This is a genomic window from Kocuria subflava (assembly GCF_012163155.1).
GTDB classification, from domain to species: Bacteria; Actinomycetota; Actinomycetes; order Actinomycetales; family Micrococcaceae; genus Kocuria; species Kocuria subflava.
In genome coordinates, this window is record NZ_JAAVUN010000262.1 from 1 (window position 1) to 510 (window position 510).

The following is a 510-nucleotide window of genomic DNA, read 5'->3' on the forward strand; positions in this document are numbered from 1 at the left end:
AGGTAGACCTGGGTCTGGTTGCCGTTGTCTGAGGTGAACGTGCCCTCCGTGCCCAGGTGGTACTTGACGTCACCGGAGCCCTCGGAGGCACGCGGGTCCTGGCTGCCCTCGAACTCGCGGAAGACCTGAGCGTAGGACTTTCCGGCAATGTTGGTCAGCACGTTGAGACGGCCACGGTGGGCCATGCCGATGACCACACCGGCCATGTTCTCGTCCGCGGCGTCCGAGATGACGGCGTCCAGCAGCGGGATGAGGGACTCGCCGCCCTCCAGGGAGAAGCGCTTCTGGCCGACGTACTTGGTCTGCAGGAAGGTTTCGAAAGCCTCTGCTGCGTTGAGTCGGCTGAGGATGCGGAACTGCTCGTCGCGCGTGGGCTTGGTGTAGCCCTTCTCGAGCTCGCCCTGGAACCACTCACGCTCGGCGGGGGTGTCCAGGTGCATGTACTCGACGCCTACGGTGCGGCAGTAGGCGTCACGCAGCAGGCCAAGGATGGTGCGCAGCGTGAGGGTC

At 65.1% G+C, this 510-nt stretch carries 1 pseudogene; it reads right to left on the bottom strand.

Annotation, left to right across the window (positions count from 1 at the left end):
* A pseudogene (locus GTW58_RS14095) lies at nucleotides 1-510 on the bottom strand (thiamine pyrophosphate-dependent enzyme); the annotation flags it as partial.